The organism is Halopseudomonas sabulinigri, from assembly GCF_900105255.1.
GTDB classification, from domain to species: Bacteria; Pseudomonadota; Gammaproteobacteria; order Pseudomonadales; family Pseudomonadaceae; genus Halopseudomonas; species Halopseudomonas sabulinigri.
Genome location: NZ_LT629763.1, coordinates 2,069,139 through 2,085,657 on the forward strand (window position 1 = coordinate 2,069,139; position 16,519 = coordinate 2,085,657).

The following is a 16,519-nucleotide window of genomic DNA, read 5'->3' on the forward strand; positions in this document are numbered from 1 at the left end:
GCACCGCACTGTTGCAACATCCACCATTGTTGGCCTCCGCCGGCGGCAGCTAAACTGGGCGCCCGCCCTGTACTGCCATCCGTCACGGAGCCCCATGTCTGACCTCTCGTTGTACCAGCTCATTCTGATCGGTCTGATTTTCGTCTGGAGCGGCTTTGTACGTTCGGGGCTGGGCTTTGGTGGCGCGGTGCTGTCGCTGCCCTTCTTGCTACTGGTCGACAACGACCCGCTGGTGTTCTTGCCGCTGATTGCCGCGCATCTGCTGATCTTCTCGTCACTGACGATTTTCATGAACAACCGCCAGCGCTCACCGCAAGCCGATGGCGCGGCGCCTGAAAGCACGGTGGACTGGCGCTACCTGCGGCGCATGCTGGGCATCATGATCGTGCCCAAGCTGATCGGCGTACTCGGGCTGCTGACACTGCCGGCCAGCGTGATGAGCGTGATCATTTTCTGCATCGTCGGCGCCTACTCAATTTCCTACATCCTCAACCGGCCCTTTCGCAGCAACAGCAAGGTGGTCGATACGCTGTTTCTGATGCTCGGCGGTTATGTCAGCGGCACCTCGCTGATTGGCGCGCCGCTGATTATCGCGGTCGCGGCGCAGCACGTAGCCAAGGAAAAACTGCGCGATACGCTATTCGCACTCTGGTTCATTCTGGTCGCCATCAAGATGGCCGCATTTATCTACGCCGGGGTCGACCTGCAGCTCATCCATCATCTGTGGTTGCTGCCCTGTGTCACCGTCGGGCACTTCATCGGCCTGCGCTTTCATGACCATATGCTCAAGGGTGAGACCAGCCGGTTTTTCCGCATGCTGGGCATCACCCTGTTGCTGATCAGTTGCATTGGTCTGTGGCAGATAGTCGCTGAGTGAGGACTTTCCCGGCAGGGCGACTATGCTGATGTGACTCAACCATCTGCCAAGGAGCCCTGCATGACCACCCTCACCCTGTACACCAACACCCAGTCGCGTGGCCGCATCGCCCACTGGATGCTGGAAGAAACCGGCGCCAGCTACGATACCGTCTGGGTCGACTACGGCCCACCGATGAAAAGCCCCGAATATCTGGCCATCAACCCGATGGGCAAGGTGCCGGCCCTGGTGCATGGCGAGGCGGTAGTGACCGAATGCGCGGCTATCTGCGCCTACCTGGGCGACCGCTTCCCGGCGAACCACCTGGCGCCGGCGATCGACGACCCACGCCGCGCCACCTATTTGCGCTGGCTGTTCTTTGCCGCCGGGCCGCTGGAAGCTGCCGTTACCGCCCGCTCCTTTGGCTGGCAGATACCGGAAGGCCGCAACCAGACGGCCGGCTTTGGCAGCTATACCGATACGCTGAACGCGTTGGAAGGCGCGCTACAACAAGGCCCCTGGCTGTGCGGCGAGCAGTTCACCGCCGCGGACGTGTACATCGCCTCGCAGCTCGGCTGGGGCATGATGTTCGACACCATCGAGAAGCGCTCGGTATTCCAGCGCTACGTCGAGCGCGCTTATGCACGGCCCGCCAACATTGCCTCCGACCGACTGAACGGCGCCTAAGCGCCGCCAGCCCCTCAACACTCCATGCTCTGCTCGCTCAGATCGTGCTCATCCAGATAACGGATGCGCGCGGTCTTGAAGCGCAGGTCTACGGTGAGATGACAGTAGTGCTCGCCGTGGCGCCAAGCCATGGCGACGCTGCTGTCATTCGAGTAATTCAACTCGAAGCGGCCATCAAAGGCGGGGTAGTTGCTGCGAAAGCGCATCAGTTTCAACAGCCGCTGCACCACTGGCTGCTCGATCGCCTCGTCCACTTCCCACAGGCTGTAGTAGTGCCGATTGATGTCGCGCAGCTCGCCGGTCTGGTGCATCAGCTCCTCGTCGTTGCAACCGGCCAGCAGCCCCACGTAGTAGACCTGCGGAATGCCGGGGCAGAAAAACTGGATAGCCCTGGCGGCGATGTACGCATCGTCGTTCTGCATCAGGGCGTCGTAGAAGGTGCAAGTCAGTTGGTAGATAGCGCCAACGCTGTTCACCTTGGCCGCTGAGCGACGCAGGATCGGATCGGCGCTGCGCTCGTTGATGTTATCGATCAGCCCCTTGATCCTGTCCTCCGGTAATACGCCCTCGACATCCGGTATGCAGATACCGTCGTGGGTATCCAGCACGGTGACCATGTTGCGCGGACACATGCGCAGCCAGTTCTTCAGGTAGGTACTGTTGGCATCCAGCAGTGAATACAGCATCAGCGGCGGCAGGGCAAAACCGTAGGGGTGCATGTTGCGCCGCGCGATCGCGTATTGAAAACTGGTGTGATCGTGCACCTCGGGCAGGCACTCTGCACCATGGCGCAGCGCCACCTCGTTGATCCATTCAAGAATGCGGTAGACGTCCGGCTCAACCAGAAAGCAGCTGCTGCCGATGCGCTTGGTGGTATAGCCGAAGGCGTCCAACCGCAGCAGTTTTACCCCACGCTCGGTGAGAAAGCGGATGTAGTCTTCCATCAACTCGTAGGTCAGCGGCGACTCGTAATTCAGATCAATCTGCTGCTCGGTGAAGGTACACCACACACGGCCTTTGCTGCCGTCGGCAAAGGTGACCTCGCGAAAGGGCTCCTTCTCCTTGCGAATGTGGATTTTCGCCAGGTCGTCCGGGGTGATTTCACCGAAGCGATCCACATGCACAAACAGCTCTGCATGCTTTGATGCAAAGCCCTTGTCGATGAAATCGAGAAACTCGGTCGACTCGTCGGAAATATGATTGACGGTGAGGTCGCAGCACAGGTCGTAGCGTGCAGCCAGGCGCTCGATATCGCCCCAGTCACCGAACTCCGGATCGACCTCCTTGTGCGTCAGCGGAGAGAAACCGCCGTCGGCGTTAGAGGGGAAAAACGGCAGTATGTGCACGCCGCCAATGGCATCCCCCAAGTGCTTGTCGAGGGTAGCGTGCAGATCCTTGAGGTTGTTGCCAATCCGATTGGGATAACAGATCAGTTGAACGGCGTTGCGCAGCGACACAGGCGGTATCCTTTTGCAGAGAATCAAACCCGACTGCCGATCACCTTAGCCGGGTAACCCATCACCTGCAAAAAACGCGCCCTGCGCCGCCGTCAGCTAGCCCTCGTGCGGCAACGCCAGCGGGTTACGCCGTTCATGCCGCCACGCCAGCCAATACAGCAACAACCCGCCCACCGCGGTAGCGGCGCCCACGTAACCGGTCGACGTCCAGCCAAATCCTGCAATGATCGCCATACCACCCAGCCAGGGCCCAAGCGCGTTGGCGATATTGAAGGCCGCGTGGTGCGCCGAGGCCGCCAGCGTCTGCGCATCGGCGGCCACATCCATCAGGCGCGTTTGCAACGGCGGCGACAGCGCCACCATGGTGCCCACTGCCACTGAGGCCAGCAGAATGCTCCACAGTGCCTGCGCCGCCAGCGGGAATAGCAGCAGCACCAGGGCGCTCCAGACCAGTACCACGCCCACGGCCCTGAATTGCAGGCGCTCGAACAGCCAACCGCCGGCCAGGTTACCAATGATCGCCCCCAGACCGAACGCGGCCATGGCCAGCGGCACCATGCTGCGCTCCACCTTGGTTACGTCGAGCAGGGTCATCGCCAGATAGCTGAACACGCAGAACATGCCAGCAAAGCCAATGGCGCCGATGCCCAGGGCAAACCAGACCTGCGGACGACGAAACGCCTGCAGCTCAGTCAGCGGATTGCTTGGCTTGTGTTGCGCGTCCAGCGGTAGAAACAAGGCGATCATCAGCACCGTGAGCAGCGCGATCACCGCCACGGCCACAAAGGCATAGCGCCAGCTGACGCTTTGCCCCAGCGCGGTGGCCAGCGGGTTGCCGACCAGAATCGCCACGGTGAGTCCGAGCATCACCTGGCTCACCGCCGCCGCGCGCTTGTTCGGCGCCACGAGAGAGGCCGCCACCAGCGCGGCCACGCCGAAATAGGCGCCGTGCGGCAGGCCGGCTACGAAGCGCGCGAGCATCAGGCTGTGGTAATCCGGTGCCAGCGCACTGGCGATGTTGCCGGCGGCAAAAAACAGCATCAACAACAACAGTAAATGACGGCGACGTAACCGAGCGCCGAAAATCGCCAGCACCGGTGCACCGACCATCACTCCGATCGCATAGCTGCTGATCACGTGGCCCACCTGGGGCTCGGTCACCTGCAGGTCGCGGGCCATATCCGGCATCAGCCCCATGATCACGAATTCTCCGGTACCTATGGCGAAGCCGCCGACGGCCAGCGCCAGCAGGATCAGCCAGGAAACGGCCTTGACCGGGGCGTCGGCGAGCGGAGAGAGGGTTTCCAGCGAGGAGTCGGACATCGAGAGTTCCTGACGCAGAGGCGCAAAGCCGCCGATTATTCGCCCTTTGCCGGCGCAGGTGAACCCCATGCCGACAGATTCGGCAATAATTTGCGCAATTACCCGACAGACTGTCTATTTCAACTGTTTGCGGGCAACTATTCAGGGCAATTTGCGGCACTAGCAGCGAGCAACGGCACACTTGGGTATGCTGGGCACACTTAACAGGGAGCTGGTGCATGTGGGAGCTGACAAGTTACGCGGGACTCTTTCTGATCGCCTTGGGCGCCGCGACCGTGCTGCCGCTGCAATCGGAGTTCGCGCTGGTAGCCCTGCTGCTACAAGACCATTACCCGGTAGCGCTGCTGTTGTTGGTAGCCACCACCGGCAATGTGCTGGGCGCCATCCTCAACTGGGTGCTGGGGCGTTATCTGGAACGCCTGCAGCACAAGCGCTGGTTCCCGCTCAAACCCGGCCAGCTGCATCGCGCCCAGGCGGTTTATCATCGCTGGGGTTACTGGTCACTGCTGATGAGCTGGGCGCCCTTTATCGGCGACCCCTTGACCATTGTTGCCGGGCTCATGCGTGAACCACTCTGGCGCTTCACCCTGATCGTCACCCTGGCCAAGGGCGCCCGTTATCTGTTGCTTGCCGCGGCTACGCTGGGCTGGATGCCTGCCGAGACAGTCAGCTAGCCGCAGGAGGACCGTGTTTCGATATACAGCGCCTCCACCTTGCTGCGTGCCCAAGGCGTCTTGCGCAGAAACTTCAGGCTGGAGTTGATGCTCGGCTGGCTGAGAAAGCAGTTGATCGGAATGCGGCGGCCCAGTTCCTCCCAGCCGTACTGCGCTTGCAGCTCAGTCACTATCGCCTTGAGTGTCACCCCGTGCAAGGGGTCTGAGTGTCTGGTTTCGCTGGGTTCCTGCGACATGAAGGCGTCCTGATGGGTGGCGGCGGCCAGAGCACGCTGAGTCTGGCGGCGAAAGCCTGTATTCTACTCCGCACACGCCGCTTGCCCAGCCCCAACCCGATTGCTGCGGGCACCGCCCAGCAGGGAACACCCAATGAACGAATCCCAGGTAATTATTGGCCTGAGTAACCCCAAGAGCCCTACCAACATGGGCGCCGTGCTACGTGCGGCCGGTTGCTTCAACGCCACCGCCGTGCGCTATACCGGCACCCGCCACGACCGCGCGGCGCAGTACAGCACCGATACCCAGCAGGTGGCCCGGCGCATCCCGGCAAACCGGATGGAGTCCTTGCTGGACGACCTGCCGGAAGAACTGCCGGTGATTTGCATCGAACTGGTCGAAGGCGCCGTCGCGCTGCCGCAGTTTGTCCATCCAGCCCAGGCTATCTACCTGTTCGGGCCAGAAGACGGCACCCTGGAGCAGGCGCTGATCGACCGCGCCGATGCAGTGGTCTACATTCCAACCCAGGGCTGCCTGAATCTGGCTGCCACGGTGAATCTGGTGCTCTATGATCGCCTATGCAAGGACCCGCACCACGAACAGGGCGATGCCTTGATCCGGCGCAGCCGCGATACCAACAACAATGTTAGAATCCGCGCCAAACCAGCCACCCCTGCGTAGAGCCCCAGCGTGTCCAACTCCCCTGCCGACTTTGACGTGATTGTGCTTGGCGCCGGCGCCTCGGGGCTATTCTGCGCCTTCACCGCCGCGCAGCGCGGTCGCCGGGTGCTGGTGCTGGAGCGCGCCAACAAGATCGGCAAGAAGATCCTCATGTCCGGTGGCGGGCGCTGCAATTTCACCAACCAGGTGGTTGAGCCGGCCAACTTTCTCTCGCGCAATCCGCATTTCTGCAAGTCGGCACTGGCGCGCTACAACCAGTGGGAATTCATTGCCCTGGTGGAGCAGCACGGCATTGCCTACGAAGAGCGCAAGCACAGCCAGCTGTTCTGCAAGGACTCCGCCAAGCAGATCGTCGCCATGCTGGAAGACGAGTGCATCAGCGCTGGTGTGGAAATTCGCACCCAGTGTGAGCTGGATCGGCTGGAGGCGCTGGCGGGCGAGGACGTTCAGCGCTACCGCCTGCACCTGCAGCACAACGGCCGCGCCGGGCGCTTGACCTGCACTTCACTGGTGGTCGCCACGGGCGCCCTCTCGGTACCCACACTGGGCGGCTCCGGTCTCGGCTATGAACTGGCCGAGCAGTTTGGGCTCAAGCTGATCCCCCGCCAGGCCGGCCTGGTGCCTTTCATGTTCAGCGATGCCATGAAGCCGGTCTGCGAACGGCTGTCGGGCCTGGCGCTGGATATCGAGGTCAGTTGCAACGGCCAGTCGTTCAGCGAAGCCATGTTGTTTACCCATCGCGGCATCAGCGGCCCGGCGATTCTGCAAATCTCCAATTACTGGTCGCCGGGAGACCGCATCAGCATCGACCTGCTACCGGGCGTGGATGCCGCAGACTGGTTGCTGCACGGCAAGCGCGAGCAGCCGCGCAGCCGCCTGAAAACCCGCCTTGGCCAACTGCTGGCGAAAGGTCTTGTGGCTGAACTGCAGCAGCTCTGGTGGCCGCAGGATGACGACACCGCGCTGGCAGAATTCAGCGACCGACAGCTGGGCGACATTGGCCAGCAGCTCAATGCCTGGCGCCTCAAGCCTTCGGCAACCGAGGGCTACCGCACCGCCGAAGTCACCCTGGGCGGCGTGGATACCGACGACGTCAGCTCCAAGACCATGGAGGCCAAACGGCAGCCCGGCTTGTTTTTCATTGGTGAAGTGCTCGATGTCACCGGACACCTTGGCGGTTTCAATTTCCAATGGGCCTGGTCCTCAGGTTTTACTGCCGGACAGTTTGCCTAACCCGACAGTCCGTTCCAGACGCCTTGTACGGCACTTTTGCCCGCGTAATTTGCCGCCGAACCTGCCAGCCTTGTCTACACTGAGTCACAACCATCAATTGCTTGCGCGCAGCACTGCGCTGCGCCGTCCCCTGCAACCGGATTTGACGTTTCCAGACTTTGTTTCCAGACAAGGAGCACGCATGACTGTCATACCCCGCCTTGCCCGCCTGCCGCTGGCCACCCTGATCAGTACGCTTGGCCTGTGCAATGCCGCCCTGGCCGCCGCCGAGGATCCCGCCGACATCATTTTCTACGGTGGCCCCATTCTCACCATGGACGACACCTATCCCAATGTGGAGGCGGTGGCCGTGGATAACGGCATCATAGTCGGGGTTGGCAGCCGTGGTGAACTGGAGGCAGATTTTCGCGGTGCCGAAACACAGCTGCGCAACCTCAATGGGCATACGCTGATACCGGGCTTCGTCGACGCCCACAGCCACTTCTCCTTTGTTGGCGTACAAGCCATCGCCGCCAACCTGTTGCCACCACCCGACGGCCCCGGCAGCTCAATCGCCGCACTGCAAGCCGCGCTGCAGCAGTACCTGGCGACCAGCACTCGAGCGCAGGAGTACGGCGTACTGATCGGCTTCAATTACGACGACTCGCAATTGCTGGAACAGCGTCACCCGACCCGCCAGGAGCTGGACGCGGTCTCCAATAGCCTGCCGATCATGGCCATTCATCAATCAGGTCATTTGGGTGTGTACAACAGCAAGGCCCTCGAAGTACTGGGTATCAATGCCAGTACGCCCAACCCGGAAGGCGGCACCATCTACCGCGAGGAAGACGGCGTCACGCCCAATGGCCTGATGGCCGAGAACGCGCATATTGCCGCACTGTTGAAACTGTTGCCGAAGTTTACCCCGGAGCAGCGCATCGACATGCTCAACAAAGCGCAGCAGATTTATCTGGCCAACGGCTTTACCACCATACAGGACGGTCGCACCTCACCCGGCACCCTGCACGGACTGGCCCAGGCGGCCAAGGCCGGTTACTTCAAAGTGGATGTGGTGGCCTACCCCGATCTGGTTGCCAACCTGGAAGATCCCCTGCTCGACGGCCCGCTGATGTCGCGCACCTACGCCGATCACTTCCGTATCGGTGGCGTCAAACTGACCTTCGACGGCTCGCCGCAGGGCAAGACCGCCTGGTTTACCCATCCCTACTTTCAGCCCCCGGAGCACGAGCCTGACGACTACAGTGGTGCGCCGCTGTTCGCCGATGACGCCGAAGCCCGTCGCCTGATGGAAATGGCCTACACCAACGGCTGGCAAGTCATGGTGCACGCCAACGGCGACGCCGCCATCGACCAGCTGATCCGCCTGACCGATACCGTGCAGCGTGAAATACCGGAAGTAGACGACCGCCGTACCGTGCTGATCCACGGTCAGTATCTGCGCCCCGATCAGATTCCGCAGCTGGCCACCCTGGGCATCTTCCCTTCGCTGTACCCGATGCACACGTTTTACTGGGGTGACTGGCACCGCGATTCGGTGGCGGGACCCGAGCTGGCCAAATTCATATCACCGACCGGCGCGTTGTACCGCTCGGGCATGAAGTTCAGCATCCACTCTGACGCCCCGGTTACCTTTCCCGACTCCATGCGCATCCTGCACAGCGCGACCAACCGGGTGACCCGCAGCAACCTGATTCTTGGCCCGGAGGAGCGCCTGGACGCACTCACCGCACTGAAGGCCATGACCATCTGGCCGGCCTACCAGCACTTTGAAGAGCAGAGCAAGGGCTCGATCGAGAAAGGCAAGGTCGCCGACCTGGTGATTCTGTCGCACAACCCGGTCACCCTGGATCGCGAGCAACTGCTAGGCGTCAAGGTACTGGAGACCATCAAGGGCGGCGAAACCCTGTTCCAGACAACCTATCCGTAACCAGAGTGAGACCGCTACCGCGCCCTTGACCGCCCCGCTGGGCGATCTTGGGCGCAACCGGGGCTGGTGACGGCGCGGGCGATCAGCCGCTGCACTGACGGCGCTTGCCGCGCCCTGATAGCAAACCAGCCAACAGCAAAACCCCGAGCGCCGCATAAAGACCCCGCTGCACCTCAACCGCATGGCGGCTATAGAAACTGCCGCCCGCCTGGGCGTCAAACGGCATATCAACCAGCCGCTCGGCACGCGAGAAAGCCTGAGTGCTGGCCACCACCCTGCCGCTGGGCGCGGTGGCTACCGACGGACCGTTGTTGATCAGGTGCACCATGGGTACGCGATTCTCCACCCCACGCACGATCGACATATCGCGATGCTGGAATGGCTGCGAGGTCTCGCCAAACCAGTTGTCCTGCGACAGAAACAGCAGCAGCTTGCCGCCGGCATCCTGACCGATCGACTGCGCAACAAACTGCGGAAACGCGGTTTCGTAGCAGACCTTGGGGATCACCCGCATATCGCCCACGCTGAAGACCTGATGCTCACTGCCAGCCCCCACCGGACGCAAGTAATCGCCCATGAACAAGCGGGTGATCTGTCCCACCCCCGGCAATTGGAAGAACTCTGGCAGATACTCGCCGAACGGCATACGTTTTACCTTGCGGTACTGGCCAACCAGCTGGCCCTCGCCGTCAAGCCAGGCCACCGTGTTGAAGCTGACTTTCTCGGCACTGATCCAGCGATTTTCCACGTCATGGAAGAACAGCGGCACCCCCCAGTTACCCACCTCCTTGGCGTATCCCTGGCGCACCGTGAACATATCGTAATAACCCTTGTAACGCGCCTCTGGCCAGGCCACCCACTGGGCTCCCGCCTTGGCCAGCCGCCGACTGGCAACCATTTCCTCCGGAGACTCGCGGGTGAAGCCTTCGCGCGGCGCCGGGATACGACGGGTCGGCGCGTCGTTGGGCTGAACCAGCCCGATGCGCCTGGTTTCCCAGTTACGCACCTGCGAATCCCAGTAGGCCAGCGCATAAAACCCGTAGGCAAACCAGAGCAGAATCACCGCCGCCGCGGCCGACATGCCCAGTGCCGCAGCGCGGTCTTGGGCGTGTTGTGCCTGCAACAGCTGAAACAGCAGCACGCTGAACAGCAACATGATGAAATTCAGCCCCTGCGCGCCGATCAGATCAACACCCTGCAGGGCCACCAGAAAGCGTACCTGCCCCTCGGCGAAGTCGGTGACAAACAGCTGGGGAAAGACAGCCATGACCACCACTACTACCAACGGGAAGCTGAGCAGATCCCAGCGCGGCAGGCGCAGCGAACACCAACGGTAGAGCAGACAGGCGAAGCCGACGGCCAGCCCGGTGTAGAGCCAGAACAGCGAGGCCAAAAAGGCACTGACCAGCCAGGACAGCCCCTTGAGATGAATCATGAAGTCGATCATCCAGTGACTGGCGCCAGCAAAGCACAGCACCCCCGCCAACCAGCCGAGCAAAAAGGCCGTCGGCAACCGGCTATCACGCAACGCGTACAGCAAGGGCACACCGGCCAGCCAGCCGGTCCAGAACAGCATGGGATTGACCCAGGGCGCATACATCATCAACCCGCTGACTACCGCCAACAATGCCCGTGTACTCCAGGCCAGCGAGCGAGCGCGCTCAGCCGGCAGCAGAGATTGAGTCGTCAGCGTCGCGGACGGAGTATCAAACGGCGACATGAAACCTCTTGTTATTATTCAGCGGGTGATTCAGCGCGGTTGCCCAAGCCGGACGCGCCAAAGCTTGGGCGGGTTATAACCAGCCCTGACAATAGAATCGCCGCCCATGGCAAAACATCACCTGATAGGGTGAATTTTCCGCTCGGCCGCAGACTGGCACCGGCTGAATAAAACCCGCTATCCTTGGCCCCTCGCTAGACATCGGAGGCCTCCTATGCCCCACTGGTTGACAGGCGTGCTGACCTGCCTGCTGATACTGCTCAATACCCTGATCGGCATCGGCCCGATGCTGGTGCTTGGCGTGCTCAAGGCTGCTATCCCGCACACCGGGCTGCGCCGCCTGTGCTCCCGCGGCGTGATGTGGATTGCCGAAACCTGGGCGGAAATCAACAAGGCCATCTTCCATGCCCTGCTGCCAACAGTCTGGGAAGTGCACTGCGATACGCCGCTAGACAGGGACCACTCCTATCTGGTCATCAGTAACCATCAATCCTGGGTCGACATCCCCGCGCTGGTCAACGCGTTCAACCGCAAGACACCCTATTTCAAATTCTTTCTCAAGCGCGCGCTGATCTGGGTACCCTTTCTGGGCCTCGCGTTCTGGGCACTCGATTACCCCTTCATGAAGCGTTACAGCAAGGCGCACCTGGCCAAGCATCCGCAAGATCAGGGCAAGGATCTGGAGATCACCCGCCGCGCCTGTGAGAAGTTTCAGCAATTGCCCGTCACCGTGGTCAATTACCTTGAAGGCACCCGTTTCACTTTGGCCAAACAAAAAGCGCAACAGTCGCCCTATCGGCACCTGCTCAAACCCAAGGCGGGCGGCATTGCCTTTGTGGTTGCCGCACTCGGCGCGCAAATGCGCTCGGTTCTGGACGTGACCATTGTCTACCCGGGCGAGCGGCCACCCGGTTTCTGGCAACTGGTCAGCGGCCAAGTGGCGCGGATTACCGTGGACATTCGCGGTCGGGCGCTGCCGGCCGACCTGATCCACGGCGATTACAGCCTGGATGCAGACTACCGCGCACGCTTTCAAAGCTGGGTCAGCGAGTTATGGCAGGAAAAGGATCAGCGTATCAGCGCGCTGCGCCAGTCGATTGCGGCTCAGTCCGGTAAGGCGGCGATCACCGAAGACAACGGCTGAGCAGGTAATTGCAGCGCCTGCGCCACCTCGGCATTGCACAATATCCCGCCGCTCAGGTTGAGCCCCTGCGCCAGATGCGCGTCGTCTGCCAGCGCGCGCTTCACGCCCTTGTCAGCCAGCGCCAGCACAAAGGGCAAGGTAGCGTTGTTCAGCGCCTGCGTAGAGGTGCGGGCTACCGCCCCCGGCATGTTGGCCACGCAGTAGTGCACCACCTCATCGACCACATAGGTGGGCTCCGCATGGGTGGTCGGGCTTGACGTCTGCGCACAACCGCCTTGGTCAATCGCCACGTCCACCAGCACCGACCCCGGCTGCATCCGTTTGATCATCTCTGCGCTGATCAGCTTGGGCGCTGCCGCCCCCGGCACCAGCACGGCGCCGATGACCAGGTCGGCAGCCAGCAGCTGCTCTTCCAGCGTGGCGCCGGTGGAGTACAGGGTATGGATGCGGTTGCCGTACTGCGCATCCAACCGGCGCAGGGCGTCCGGGCTCTTGTCCAGCACAGTCACGTCCGCGCCCAAGCCCACCGCCATGGCCAGGGCGTTGCTGCCCACGACTCCGCCGCCGAGAATGACTACCTTGCCGCGCGGTACGCCAGGCACCCCACCGAGCAGCACACCGCGTCCCCCGCGCGCTTTTTCCAGGCAATTGGCACCGGCCTGAATCGCCATACGGCCCGCAACTTCGGACATAGGCGCCAGCAAGGGCAAGCGGCCTTGGGCGTCGGTTACGGTTTCATAGGCAATGCAGATGGCGTTACTGGCCAGCAGCGCCTCGGTCTGCGCCCGATCGGGCGCCAGGTGCAGATAGGTGAACAGGATCTGCCCAGGCCGAAGCCGCGCACATTCCTCGGGCTGTGGCTCCTTGACCTTGACCAGCATGTCGGCCTGCGCGAACACCTCCTCCACCGGCAGCAGCTCAGCCCCCGCCTGCTGGTACAGCGCATCGCTATAACCAATGGCGCTGCCGGCAGCATGCTCGACAAACACCCGGTGGCCACGCCGTACCAGCTCCCGCACCGAGTGCGGAATCAGCCCTACGCGGTATTCATGGTTCTTGATCTCTTTCGGAACGCCGATGTGCATGGCACTGCCTCCTCACCGATCAGTCAGTCATGACCTCAGTGTAGTTCGGCAACCGTCCTTTGCCGGCCGTATTACCGGGTGGCTCAGTTCGGGGCATCAACGGCCGGCGGCAATGCCGTCGCTGCGACAATGCGGTTGCGGCCCAGCGCTTTGGCCTCGTACATGCGACGATCAGCCACCTTCAACAGCGCGCTGAGATCATCGCCGTCCTGCGCCAGGGTCGCTACCCCACCGCTGAAGCTGATCTGCAGTGAGCGCCCGCTGGCCACCAGCAAGGGCGCGGAGTACAACTGCTGGCGCAGTTGATCGGCAAGCCTGGCCGCCTGCGCGTGATCGGCGCCGAGCAACAGCAGGGCAAACTCTTCACCGCCCAGCCGGCATGCCAGATCAGAGCCACGCAGCCGATTGGCCAACATGGTTGCTGCATGCTGCAAGGCCTTATCGCCAACGTCATGCCCGTACTGATCATTCACCCGCTTGAAGAAGTCGAGATCTAGCACCACCAGTGACAGCGCCATCGCGCTGCGCTCAGCCTGACTGCGCAGCCGTTGAAACTCTTCGTTCAGGCGCATGCGATTGGCGATGCCGGTCAGGCTGTCGGTACCTGCCAGTTCGATCAATCGCCGCTCGTTGCGGACGCGACTGCTTTCATAGATGTGAGAAAACAGCATGACCGCCAGACTGCTGAACGCCAGATTGGTCACGATCAGCCCATTCAGCGCATGCTCACCGGTGACATAGCGCACATTGAAGGCGACCACGGCGGCGGTAATGAAGCACAGCGACATCCACAACCCGCCACGCAGCCCCAGCAGCAGGTAGGAAATAATCGGGATGGTCTGGATCCAGGCAAACACGGTAAACGAGGTATTGGGCAACAGCAGGGCAAACACCATGATGCAGAAAAACGGCACCAGGTAGGCAACGGTCCAGGCGACCAGATGCCGGGTAGTGGCAACGACAGGGAGCAGGCAAAGGGCAAAGAGCGCGTAAAGCACCTCAAGCGAGGCGAGCAGATAAAGGCCACGCGCGACGTTCAGGCCGGCAAAGATAAGACCACATCCCAGAGTAAGCCAGAGCAACGCGCGCAACACCGAGCGGCGGTGACTCTGATCCTGTTCTAGTTGCTCGGGCATTGTTTTCCTCTTGTTGTATGGCGCCATCCCTCGCGCCGCAGCAACCTACTTCGGAACAAACCTCAGAGCCATAGTATCCACGCAATTGGGCAATATGCGAATGCCGTCCGAAAAAACTATGGCATTTTTGTTGAATGTCTTCTCAAGAGGTCAATAAGTTGTCATGCTTGCGAACTAGCCTATTTAATGGCCATGTGCCTTTACCAACAGAACAACGGCAGCGAAAACCAGACCAATAGCGCCAAGGATCATGAAGTGACCGCAATCCCCTTGCTGGTATGTGACGACTCCAATATGGCTCGCAAGCAGCTGATTCGAGCGCTGCCGGCAAACTGGCCGTTCCGCATCACTCAGGCCACCAACGGACTGGAAGGCCTGGAGGCCATTCGCGCCGGCGCAGGACAGATCGTCCTCCTTGACCTCACCATGCCCGAGCTTGACGGCTTTGGCGTGCTGGCGGCGCTGCGCGAGCAGGCCCTCACGCCAGAGGTCATCGTCGTCTCCGGCGACGTCCAGGAAGAAGCGGTCAGACGTGCCAAGGCACTCGGCGCACGCGCTTTCATCAAGAAACCCGCTGACCCTATCCAACTGGCCGAAGCGCTCAACTCCCTCGGCGTCGAAGTGCCACTGGCCGCGGTGCCGGACGATGACTATGGCAGCCAACTGCCGCTGCCTAACGTGTCCTTCCGGGACGCCTTCCGGGAAGTATCCAACGTCGCCATGGGCCGCGCCGCTGAGCTGCTCGGACGGGTGCTGGGCATCTTCATCAAGTTGCCGATTCCCAACGTCAACATTCTGGAGGTTGGCGAGTTGCATATGGCGCTGGCCGATGCCCAGCGCGGCCAGCGCTTGTCGGCCATCTGCCAGGGCTTTATCGGCGGCGGTGTCGCAGGGGAAGCGCTGCTGATCTTCCATGACTCTGAAATCGAAGACGTAGCACGCCTGTTGAACGCGCAGGAAGACGAAAGCGCCCAGCTCGAAATGCTGCTCGATCTGGCCAGCATCATTATCGGCGCCTGCCTCAACGGCCTGTCGGAACAGCTCAACATTACCCTCTCGCAGGGCCACCCGCTGGTGCTTGGGCAGCACTGCCCGATCGAAGATCTGATTCGCATCAACCAGCGGCGCTGGAAACGCACCCTGGCGGTGGAAATCAGCTATGGCCTCGAGAACCTGGAAATCCACTTTGACCTGTTGCTGCTGTTTACCGAGGATTCGGTACCCCGGCTGCGGGAGACCCTCGACTTCATGATCAACTGATCAGGTAATCAACCGAACATAGGCAAGGCGCATGGCTGCTCAGTTTGACATCGACGAACTCCATTGGCTGCTCGACATTGTGCAAAGCATTGATGTGGGCGTGGTAGTGATGGACCGCGACTACCGCATCGAGGTCTGGAACAGCTTTATGGAAAACCACTCCGGTCTCGGTTCGGCGCAGGCCAACGAAAGTTCGCTGTTCGAACTCTTTCCCGAGATTGATCAGAGCTGGTTCACCCAGAAGGTCGAGACCTCGGTGATGCTGGGCACCCGCGCTTTCACCATCTGGGAACAGCGCCCCAACCTGTTTCGCTTCAAGAGCTACCAACCCATCACCGGCCTGGCTGACGAGATGTATCAGAACGTCACCATACTGCCGCTACGCAGCAGCACCGGCAAAACCGACCACGTCTGCCTGATTATTTATGATGTGACCGGTGTCGCCGTAAACAAACGGCAACTCGAGTCTGCCAATACTAAGCTTCGCGAGCTGGCACTGCGGGACGGTTTGACCGGCCTGCTCAACCGTCGTTACTGGGAAAGCTGCCTGGAACATGAGTTTGCCCGGCATCAACGCTATGACAACGAGGTCAGCCTGGTGATGTTCGATATTGACCACTTCAAGAAGGTCAATGACACCTTCGGCCACCAGGCTGGCGACGAGGTGATCCGCACGACCGCCCGCCTGACCGAGCAGTTGGCCAGGGAAACGGATTTCTGCGGACGTTACGGCGGTGAAGAGTTTGTAGTACTGCTGCCCGACACCTCACTTGAAGGTGCCCAGCAGTTTGCCGAACGCCTGAGACAAAGCGTCGAACGGCAACAGCTGGATCATCAGGGCACCCCCCTGACATTTACCATCAGCCTGGGAGTCGCACGCCTGACCGATGCGATGGAAAACTATCAGGCCCTGATAGAGCGTGCTGACAAAGCGCTCTATCAATCCAAGGAAGGTGGGCGCAACCGCACCACCGTGGCCGAATAACAAACTTTAGCTCATTTTTGCGGACTGTTTCACATCTCGACCAATCGAGCGTATGATGCGGAAAAATGGAGGCAAGGCGTCAAGGAAGATACACTACAGAGCACCAACCTGCCTGATAGACGTTTTTTTGACAAC

General features: G+C 61.1%; 15 protein-coding genes. 9 read left to right on the plus strand and 6 right to left on the minus strand.

The window, feature by feature from the left end:
- Nucleotides 1–94: 94 nt before the first annotated feature.
- Together BLU26_RS09295 and BLU26_RS09300 are read left to right on the plus strand one after the other, a co-directional pair.
- Nucleotides 95–877 (plus strand): sulfite exporter TauE/SafE family protein, encoded by a 783-nt coding sequence (locus BLU26_RS09295; protein WP_092285973.1) that lies wholly within the window; start codon nt 95–97, stop codon nt 875–877.
- 60 nt (nt 878–937) lie between these two features.
- Complete coding sequence (locus tag BLU26_RS09300) at nt 938–1,543, plus strand: glutathione S-transferase family protein (protein ID WP_092285975.1); 606 nt, start codon at nt 938–940, stop codon at nt 1,541–1,543.
- Nucleotides 1,544–1,557: 14 nt separating this feature from the next.
- Here BLU26_RS09300 and gtfA read toward each other — a convergent pair whose 3' ends face one another.
- Complete coding sequence (gtfA, locus tag BLU26_RS09305) at nt 1,558–3,000, minus strand: sucrose phosphorylase (RefSeq protein WP_092285977.1); 1,443 nt, start codon at nt 2,998–3,000, stop codon at nt 1,558–1,560.
- Between the two features lie 96 nt (nt 3,001–3,096).
- The gene (locus BLU26_RS09310; RefSeq protein WP_092285979.1) at nt 3,097–4,323 is read right to left on the minus strand and encodes an MFS transporter; all 1,227 of its coding nucleotides are present in this window, start codon (nt 4,321–4,323) and stop codon (nt 3,097–3,099) included.
- 218 nt (nt 4,324–4,541) lie between these two features.
- Here BLU26_RS09310 and BLU26_RS09315 point away from each other — a divergent pair, with 218 nt between their 5' ends.
- Nucleotides 4,542–4,997 (plus strand): YqaA family protein, encoded by a 456-nt coding sequence (locus BLU26_RS09315; RefSeq protein WP_092285981.1) that lies wholly within the window; start codon nt 4,542–4,544, stop codon nt 4,995–4,997.
- On the opposite strand, the gene BLU26_RS09320 is transcribed toward BLU26_RS09315, so the two are convergent.
- On the minus strand, nt 4,994–5,233 hold the full coding sequence (locus tag BLU26_RS09320; RefSeq protein ID WP_092285983.1) for a VF530 family protein: 240 nt from the start codon (nt 5,231–5,233) through the stop codon (nt 4,994–4,996). The two genes, BLU26_RS09315 and BLU26_RS09320, sit on opposite strands and share 4 nt — an antisense overlap.
- Nucleotides 5,234–5,366: 133 nt before the next feature.
- Between BLU26_RS09320 and BLU26_RS09325 the strand changes: the two genes are divergently transcribed.
- The 3 genes from BLU26_RS09325 to BLU26_RS09335 all read left to right on the plus strand — a co-directional run bounded on the left by BLU26_RS09325 (nt 5,367) and on the right by BLU26_RS09335 (nt 9,054).
- Nucleotides 5,367–5,894 (plus strand): RNA methyltransferase, encoded by a 528-nt coding sequence (locus BLU26_RS09325; RefSeq protein ID WP_092285985.1) that lies wholly within the window; start codon nt 5,367–5,369, stop codon nt 5,892–5,894.
- A 9-nt stretch (nt 5,895–5,903) separates the two neighbouring features.
- Nucleotides 5,904–7,127 carry a BaiN/RdsA family NAD(P)/FAD-dependent oxidoreductase gene (locus BLU26_RS09330; protein WP_197674476.1) on the plus strand — a complete coding sequence of 408 codons (1,224 nt, stop codon included), beginning with the start codon at nt 5,904–5,906 and terminating at the stop codon, nt 7,125–7,127.
- A gap of 181 nt (nt 7,128–7,308) precedes the next feature.
- The gene (locus BLU26_RS09335; RefSeq protein WP_092285987.1) at nt 7,309–9,054 is read left to right on the plus strand and encodes an amidohydrolase; all 1,746 of its coding nucleotides are present in this window, start codon (nt 7,309–7,311) and stop codon (nt 9,052–9,054) included.
- 82 nt (nt 9,055–9,136) lie between these two features.
- Here the strand turns inward: BLU26_RS09335 and lnt are convergent, their stop codons facing one another.
- Entirely contained in the window at nt 9,137–10,774 is a 1,638-nt protein-coding gene (gene lnt, locus BLU26_RS09340) for an apolipoprotein N-acyltransferase (RefSeq protein ID WP_092285989.1), read from the minus strand.
- 214 nt (nt 10,775–10,988) lie between these two features.
- On the opposite strand from lnt, the gene BLU26_RS09345 reads away from it, so the two are divergent.
- Nucleotides 10,989–11,918, plus strand: a complete 930-nt coding sequence (locus tag BLU26_RS09345; protein ID WP_092285991.1) for an acyltransferase — start codon at nt 10,989–10,991, stop codon at nt 11,916–11,918.
- On the opposite strand, the gene ald is transcribed toward BLU26_RS09345, so the two are convergent.
- Entirely contained in the window at nt 11,879–13,003 is a 1,125-nt protein-coding gene (ald, locus tag BLU26_RS09350) for an alanine dehydrogenase (RefSeq protein WP_092285993.1), read from the minus strand. The two genes, BLU26_RS09345 and ald, sit on opposite strands and share 40 nt — an antisense overlap.
- 83 nt (nt 13,004–13,086) lie before the next feature.
- On the minus strand, nt 13,087–14,139 hold the full coding sequence (locus BLU26_RS09355; RefSeq protein WP_092285995.1) for a GGDEF domain-containing protein: 1,053 nt from the start codon (nt 14,137–14,139) through the stop codon (nt 13,087–13,089).
- Nucleotides 14,140–14,394: 255 nt separating this feature from the next.
- Here BLU26_RS09355 and BLU26_RS09360 point away from each other — a divergent pair, with 255 nt between their 5' ends.
- Nucleotides 14,395–15,399, plus strand: coding sequence for a response regulator (locus BLU26_RS09360; RefSeq protein ID WP_092288437.1), 1,005 nt, complete (start codon nt 14,395–14,397; stop codon nt 15,397–15,399).
- A 31-nt stretch (nt 15,400–15,430) separates the two neighbouring features.
- Nucleotides 15,431–16,384 carry a sensor domain-containing diguanylate cyclase gene (locus tag BLU26_RS09365; RefSeq protein ID WP_092285997.1) on the plus strand — a complete coding sequence of 318 codons (954 nt, stop codon included), beginning with the start codon at nt 15,431–15,433 and terminating at the stop codon, nt 16,382–16,384.
- Nucleotides 16,385–16,519: the final 135 nt, after the last annotated feature.

Bases quoted from the DNA above. Each gene is read 5' to 3' on its own strand.
- BLU26_RS09295 (WP_092285973.1), top strand. From the start codon at position 95: ATGTCTGACCTCTCGTTGTACCAGCTCATTCTGATCGGTCTGATTTTC.
- BLU26_RS09300 (WP_092285975.1), top strand. From the start codon at position 938: ATGACCACCCTCACCCTGTACACCAACACCCAGTCGCGTGGCCGCATC.
- BLU26_RS09310 (WP_092285979.1), bottom strand. From the start codon at position 4,323: ATGTCCGACTCCTCGCTGGAAACCCTCTCTCCGCTCGCCGACGCCCCG.
- BLU26_RS09315 (WP_092285981.1), top strand. From the start codon at position 4,542: ATGTGGGAGCTGACAAGTTACGCGGGACTCTTTCTGATCGCCTTGGGC.
- BLU26_RS09320 (WP_092285983.1), bottom strand. From the start codon at position 5,233: ATGTCGCAGGAACCCAGCGAAACCAGACACTCAGACCCCTTGCACGGG.
- BLU26_RS09325 (WP_092285985.1), top strand. From the start codon at position 5,367: ATGAACGAATCCCAGGTAATTATTGGCCTGAGTAACCCCAAGAGCCCT.
- BLU26_RS09335 (WP_092285987.1), top strand. From the start codon at position 7,309: ATGACTGTCATACCCCGCCTTGCCCGCCTGCCGCTGGCCACCCTGATC.
- lnt (WP_092285989.1), bottom strand. From the start codon at position 10,774: ATGTCGCCGTTTGATACTCCGTCCGCGACGCTGACGACTCAATCTCTG.
- BLU26_RS09345 (WP_092285991.1), top strand. From the start codon at position 10,989: ATGCCCCACTGGTTGACAGGCGTGCTGACCTGCCTGCTGATACTGCTC.
- ald (WP_092285993.1), bottom strand. From the start codon at position 13,003: ATGCACATCGGCGTTCCGAAAGAGATCAAGAACCATGAATACCGCGTA.
- BLU26_RS09355 (WP_092285995.1), bottom strand. From the start codon at position 14,139: ATGCCCGAGCAACTAGAACAGGATCAGAGTCACCGCCGCTCGGTGTTG.
- BLU26_RS09365 (WP_092285997.1), top strand. From the start codon at position 15,431: ATGGCTGCTCAGTTTGACATCGACGAACTCCATTGGCTGCTCGACATT.